At 59.1% G+C, this 6,531-nt stretch carries 4 protein-coding genes and 1 pseudogene; 1 reads left to right on the forward strand and 4 read right to left on the reverse strand.

Going from position 1 to position 6,531, the window contains the following annotated elements:
* Nucleotides 1-8: 8 nt before the first annotated feature.
* The 4 genes and pseudogenes from ORL50_RS27650 to ORL50_RS29235 all read right to left on the reverse strand — a co-directional run.
* Complete coding sequence (locus tag ORL50_RS27650; protein WP_266019789.1) at nt 9-896, reverse strand: TauD/TfdA dioxygenase family protein; 888 nt, start codon at nt 894-896, stop codon at nt 9-11.
* 304 nt (nt 897-1,200) lie between these two features.
* The gene (locus ORL50_RS27655; RefSeq protein WP_266019790.1) at nt 1,201-2,568 is read right to left on the reverse strand and encodes an HlyD family type I secretion periplasmic adaptor subunit; all 1,368 of its coding nucleotides are present in this window, start codon (nt 2,566-2,568) and stop codon (nt 1,201-1,203) included.
* On the reverse strand, nt 2,558-4,714 hold the full coding sequence (locus ORL50_RS27660; protein ID WP_266019792.1) for a type I secretion system permease/ATPase: 2,157 nt from the start codon (nt 4,712-4,714) through the stop codon (nt 2,558-2,560). The genes ORL50_RS27655 and ORL50_RS27660 overlap by 11 nt, the downstream gene beginning before the upstream one ends.
* Nucleotides 4,715-4,756: 42 nt before the next feature.
* Nucleotides 4,757-4,899: pseudogene (locus ORL50_RS29235) on the reverse strand (TolC family outer membrane protein); the annotation flags it as partial.
* A 545-nt stretch (nt 4,900-5,444) separates the two neighbouring features.
* Here ORL50_RS29235 and ORL50_RS27665 point away from each other — a divergent pair.
* On the forward strand, nt 5,445-6,531 hold a 1,087-nt coding region (locus ORL50_RS27665), incomplete at its 3' end, for a retention module-containing protein (RefSeq protein ID WP_266019793.1).

The raw sequence follows: 6,531 nt of genomic DNA on the forward strand, positions 1-6,531 counted from the left end.
CCGGCAAATCAGAAAGGCGCGTCGCCCTGGATGGTGGTGCGATACAGCTTGCGGCGCAGATGACTTGGGCATCCGGCGGCAAGGTGGATCAGCGAGCGGTTGTCCCAGAAGACCAGGTCGTGGGAGTGCCATTGATGGCGATAGATGTTCTGCTCAAGCACGCTGTGGGCGTACAGCTCGGCCAGCAGCTGCTTGCTCTCGTCTTCCGGCAGGCCGACGATGCGCGTGGTGAAGCCTTCACTGACGAACAATGCCTTGCGCCCGTTTTCCGGATGAGTGCGGACGATCGGATGCACAACTTCGGCAACCTGGGCGAGCTGCTCCGGCGTCAGGGTCGGACGCCAGTTGCCTTCGAATTTGGTCTCGCTATAGCGCGCTGTGTACGAATGCGCAGCCGAGCGCCCTTCGACGGCTTTGCGTAGCGCGTCCGGCAGGTTGTCCCAGGCTTTGTGCATATCGGCGAACAGCGTATCGCCGCCTTCGGACGGCAGCTCCTGGGCATGCAGCATCGAGCCCAGGCTTGGCAGTTCTTTATAGGAAAGGTCGGAGTGCCAGAACTTGCCAGCGTCACCGAGGCCGATGGATTGGCCGTTTTCGATGATGTTGGAAACGATGAGAATTTCCGGGTGACCGGTGAGCAGGAACTGCTTGAGGACATGAATTTGCAGCACGCCAAACCGGCGGCTGAAATCGATCTGTTGTTCGGGGGTGATGCGTTGGTCGCGGAACACCACAACGTGATGATCCAGGTGCGCCCGGTGGATTCGGCCGAAGTCCTGATCATTGATCGGGCGAGACAAGTCCAGTCCGATTATTTCTGCACCGACAGCGCCAGTGAACGGGCGAATGTCGAAGGTTTGTGGCGCGATGCTGCTGGAGGCGGATACGGCGGACATAAAAATCACTCCCACGCACGGCACGCTCAAAGGCGCGCGCGTCGATCAAGAAACTCACGGAGGTCCCGTGTTGGTTCGTGTCGTGCGGCGCGCCGATTGGTCGGCAGGTACGCAGGGGAGTGACTTTATAGATATAAGAATCGAAATTTAAATACCGTTAGTGAATAACGATATGGCTTTATGCGTGGCGCTATTGGATACAGCTATCGCGAGCAGGCTCGCTCCTACAGTGGATCGCGTGAACGACATGAATCCGTGTAGGAGTGAGCCTGCTCGCGATGCGGCCACCAGCTGCGCTCGAGATCTACCGCTCGTGCAACGCCTCAGCCCGCGCCCGAATAATCGGCTTGAGCAGATAGCTCAGCACCGTCTTCTTGCCGGTGATGATATCCACCGAAGCCACCATCCCGGGAATGATCAGCAACGGCTTCTCATCCGTGCCCAGGTGGCTCTTATCAGTGCGCAACTTGATGATGTAGTAGGTGGTTTTCTTGTCTTCATCGGTGATGGTGTCCGCACCGATCTGCTCCAGCTTGGCTTTGAGACCGCCGTAGATGGTGTAGTCGTAGGCGGTGAACTTCACCGTCGCTTCCTGCCCTGGATGCAGAAACGCAATGTCCTGCGGGCGAATCTTCGCTTCCACCAGCAAGGTGTCATCCAGCGGCACGATCTCGATCAGATCGCTGCCCGGCTGGATCACGCCACCGATGGTGTTCACCAGCAGCTTGTTGACGATACCGCGTACCGGCGATGTGACCAGGGTCCGGCTGACCCGGTCTTCCAGCGCCTTGCCGGTAGCCTGGGCTTTGTTCAGGTCGGTGCGTGCTTCGTTGAGCTGAGTCAGGGCTTCGCTGCGGAATTTGCCGCGGGTCTCGTCAATCTTGCGTGCGACTTCCTTGATCGCCGACTCGGCGCGCGGGATAGCCAGGGTCATGGCATCAAGCTGGCCACGGGTTTCAACCTCGGCGCGCTTGAGCCGCAGTACTTCGACTGGCGAGACTGCGCCCTGAGCTACCAGCGGCTCGGACATGTTGATTTCCTGACGCTGCAAGGCCAGGCCGTTTCGGTACTGGGACTGTTTGGAGGTGAATTCGCGCAACTCCTGCTGGCGCTGGATCAACTGTTCCTGCAGGCCGCCGATCTCATCGTGCAATTGCTGGCGACGGCTGATGTACAGCGACTCTTCGCTGGCGGCCTGACCCGGAACGGCCTTCAGCACGTCAGCCGGAAATTTCAGCGGACGATCATCGACTTCCGCACTCAGGCGCTCCACACGAAGCAGCATCGCCAGGCGATCGGCTTCGGTTTCGCCGACGTTGGAGGCGAAGCGCGTATCGTCCAGGCGGATCAACGGCGCACCGGCCTCGACGATCTGCCCTTCCGAGACAAACAGCTCGGCAACGATACCGCCCTCGAGGTTCTGGATTTTCTGGATCTTCGACGAAGGAATCGCCTTGCCGTCGCCCTTGGTGACCTCGTCGATCACCGCGAAATTGGCCCAGATCAGGAGGAACAGGAAAAAGCCAATGATGCCCCAGATGGTCAGCCGCACCACGCGCGGAGCATCTTCGATAAGGGCCTTGTTGACCTCGGGAAGCGGCTGCCCGTGCAGTGAATCGGAGCCTTTGAAATAGCGGCGGATAGAACCTTTGATCCCGGACTTAAGCAACACTGATCTGCCCCTTTTTCAACGCTTCCATCACCACGGCTTTCGGCCCATCGGCGAGTATCTGCCCGCGGTCGATGACGATCAGGCGATCAACCAGCGACAACAGCGAAGCACGGTGCGTTACCAGCACCACGGTCTTGTTTTCAATCACCGCTGCGAGGCGTTGCTTGAGGCGTTCTTCACCGGTGTTATCCATGGCGCTGGTCGGCTCATCGAGCAACAGGATCGGCGGGTTGAGCAGCAGGGCTCGGGCCAGGGCCACGTTCTGCCGCTGGCCGCCAGACAGGTTTTGCCCCCGCTCACCCACCTGCAACTCATACCCCTGAGGGTGAAGGCGGGCAAACTCGTGCACGCCGGCCAGTTCGGCGGCTTGCAGGACCATTTCGTCTTCCACATAACGCGCGCCGGAGACCAGGTTGTCGCGCAGTGTTCCAGATAGCAGCTGGATATCCTGGGCCACGTAGCCAATGCTGTGGCGCAGCTCACTGACGTCGATCTGACGAATGTCGACGCCGTCCACCAGCAATGCACCGTCGTCCGGTTGATACAGGCCGACGATCAGCTTGGCCAGCGAGCTCTTGCCCGAGCCGCTGCGACCGATGATGCCAATCTTCTCGCCCGGCTTGATGACCAGGTTGATGTTTTTCAGCGCCGGGTTCTGTTGGTGCGGGTAGGTGAAATTCAGCTGACGGCATTCGATGCCACCCTGCAGCACCTTGCGGCTCAGCGGACGCTCTTCGAAATTACGCTCCTGCGGCAACTCCATCATCTGATCGACCGATGTCATGGTGACCCGCGCCTGTTGATAGCGGGTCAGCAGGCCGGACAGCGAAGCCAACGGGCTGAGCGCGCGGCCACTGAGCATGTAGCAGGCGATGAGGCCGCCCATGCTCAAGTTGCCGGCGATGATCTGGTACACACCGAACACGATCATGATCACCCCGGCGAGCTGCTGGATCAGCAAGGTGATGTTCATCGCCAGGCCAGACAGCATTTTCACCCGCAACTCAAGGCGGCTGAGGGTGCCGATGGTTTGCTCCCACTGGTACTGGCGTTCGCTTTCGGCGTTGTTGACCTTCACCGCATCCAGGCCCGCGAGGGTCTCGATCAGGCTCGACTGACGCTCAGCGCCAAGGGCCATGGTGCGCTCCATGGTTGCGACCAGCGGCTTCTGCAGCGCATATCCGATCAGCAGCGCAATCGGGAAGGCCAGCACCGGGATCCACACCAGGTGTCCGCCAAGGATCGCGATGACCATGAAGATCAGGAGTGTGAACGGCAGGTCGATCAGGCTGGTGAGGGTCAGCGAAGCGAGAAAGTCGCGCAGGCTCTGAAACTCATGAATGTTCTGCGCGAAGCTGCCGACCCGCGCTGGCCGAAACTTCATGGACATGCCGACGATGCGCTCAAACAGCGTCGCCGAGATGATCAAATCGGTTTTCTTACCTGCAAGGTCCAGGCACAGGCTGCGCAGGCTCTTGAGAATCAGGTCGAACATGTAGGCACCGCAGATACCGATAGCCAGGACCCAGAGGGTCGACTCGGCCTGGTTCGGCACCACGCGGTCGTACACGTTCATCACGAACAACGGCGCGGCCATAGCGATGATGTTGATCAGGAAACTGGCGGCAATCGCATCGGCATACAGCCAGCGTGAACGCTTGAGGGTGTCGCGAAACCACGACCGCGCGCGGGGGATCAGCGTGCCGTGATTGACGTCGAATTTATGCTGAGGTTGGGCGAAGAACACTTTGCCGATGTAATCGTCGGCCAGCAGTTCACGAGCAACCAGGCTTTCGCCGCCATCGCTTTCGCTCAACAGCAGGCGGGCCTGGTCCTCGCCCTGCCACCCAAGCAGTACGGCGCTTCGACCGTCCTTGAGCAGCAGCAGCGCCGGCATTGCGATTTCCGGGATCTGCTCCAGCTTGCGCACCAGCACTCGCCCTTGCAGGCCGGCGCGAGCCGCTGCGCGCGGCAGCAACTCGACGCTAAGGCGCTGCTTCGGCAGTGGCAGGCCGGTGGTCAGCATTGCGGCGCTGGCGGGTTTCTGATGCAACGTGCAAAGGGCTAGCAGACCGTCCAGTAACGGATCGTCATGCAACGCGCGTGGATCATGGATGAGATGAACTCGACTGACTTCTGATTCCACGCTCGGCACTCTTGGCTAACAAATGAACGATTAAGGTTCTGCTCAATCCGTGCCGGGCAGTTGGACCTTGGCTTCACGTCGTTTTGCACAACGGATGCCAACGGTGCGACCACTCCCTGGCTCTTGAGCAACTTGCCCATGGTCGCCTTGATTGGGTATTGAGTAAATAACTGAATGTGTCTGACGCGCACTGAACACGGATTGTTGACGCGCGGCTGCGAGGCACGTCGCAGAAACCGCCTACAGCAAATTACTACACTGCTGAACTTCGTGCGGTACGACTCAATTTCGCCTGTGTCCACAATCGGGCAAGTCGATGTAAAACGAGCAAACCCGAGAAAAGCTCGGGATCGCATCGATGGCAAATTTGCTCTATGGATATTCGATAATTTGTTGTCCTGAATCAGTGCAAAACCTGCAGTTCCAGCGGATCTCACGCCAACGGACGACCGTTTGTCGGAAAGCTCAAAATGGGTACTGGATCACACGGTTCGGCATCGCTCGACGCACGAATATCAATGTGACATTACCCGGGCGATTGTTTAGGATGGCACCCATAAGGTCAATAGTTTGGCATATAGTTTATATCGAAAAAATATAGCCAGAATATTGACGCAAAAAAGCGTCAAAGTTGTAACTATTATTGTAGGAAAGAGCGTCCAGACTGATTAGGCAACAGTGCCGTCAGGTCCATGGAAGTCTACTGAACGTGACACCCGGAGAGTCTTCAATGAGCAGTGTTGTTGCCATCGTCAAAAGCATTGTTGGTCAAGTTTTCGTGGTGTCCCCAGAGGGCATCCGGCGCGTGCTTGTTGAAGGCGATCGCCTGTTCGTCGGCGACCAGGTAGACACCGGCCTGTCCGGCGCGGTCACGCTGGAGCTGGCCGACGGCCGCACCCTGGACCTGGGTCGCGAGACGCAATGGAGCGGCAGCGCGCCGGACTCCAGCACCGACCTGGCCGAAGCCACCGCACAAGCCGCACCATCGGTTGAAGAGCTGCAACAAGCCATCGTTGCCGGCGCCGACCCGACCAAAGACCTGGAAGCCACCGCAGCGGGCCCAACAGCCGCAAGCAATGGCGGCGCAGCGGGAGGTGGTCACAGCTTTGTAATGCTTGATGCAACCGCTGGCCGGGTCGACCCGACCGTTGGTTTTCCAACCGCTGGCTTCGGCGCTGTGCCGCTGACCACGCTGGAAACTGTTAACAACCTGAACACCAACAACACCGCTGAGGTCGATGCTCCTCTCACCTCGACGCTGAGCCTGGGCGCGACGCCCACCATCACCGAGGCCGGCGGTGTACTGGTCTACACCGCGAACCTGAGCCAAGCGCCTCTGAGCGACCTGACCATCACCCTGTCCAATGGCGCGGTCATCGTGGTTCCTGCGGGCCAGACCACTGGCACCGTCAACGTGCCACTGGCACCGAACGACACTGTTTATAACGACCCGAGCCAGATCGAAGTAACAGTCACCGGCACTACCGGTGGCGGAATCACCGTTACACCGCCGACCACCCCTGCCGTGACCCAGGTGACGGACACCGTCGACACCACAACTGTCACCCTGACCGCAGGCCCGACTGTTGTTGAAGGCGGCCAGATCACCTACACCGCGACATTGACCAACCCGGCCCAGACACCGGTTACCGTGACCTTGAGCAATGGCTCGGTCATCACCATCGGCGCTGGCCAGACCACTGGCACCGTAAATGTGCCAACGCCTGCTAATGACGTTTATGTAAACGGCAGTACCGTCAGCACTACTATTACTGGCGCTACTGGCGGTAACTTTGAAAACCTGGTGCCTTCGACTA

Origin of the sequence: Pseudomonas sp. RIT-562 (assembly GCF_026241895.1) — a bacterium.
Lineage (GTDB): Bacteria > Pseudomonadota > Gammaproteobacteria > Pseudomonadales > Pseudomonadaceae > Aquipseudomonas > Aquipseudomonas mandelii_F.

What these genes read in the sequence shown, in the direction of transcription:
- ORL50_RS27650 (WP_266019789.1), bottom strand. Translation starts at nt 896, where the DNA reads ATGTCCGCCGTATCCGCCTCCAGCAGCATCGCGCCACAAACCTTCGAC.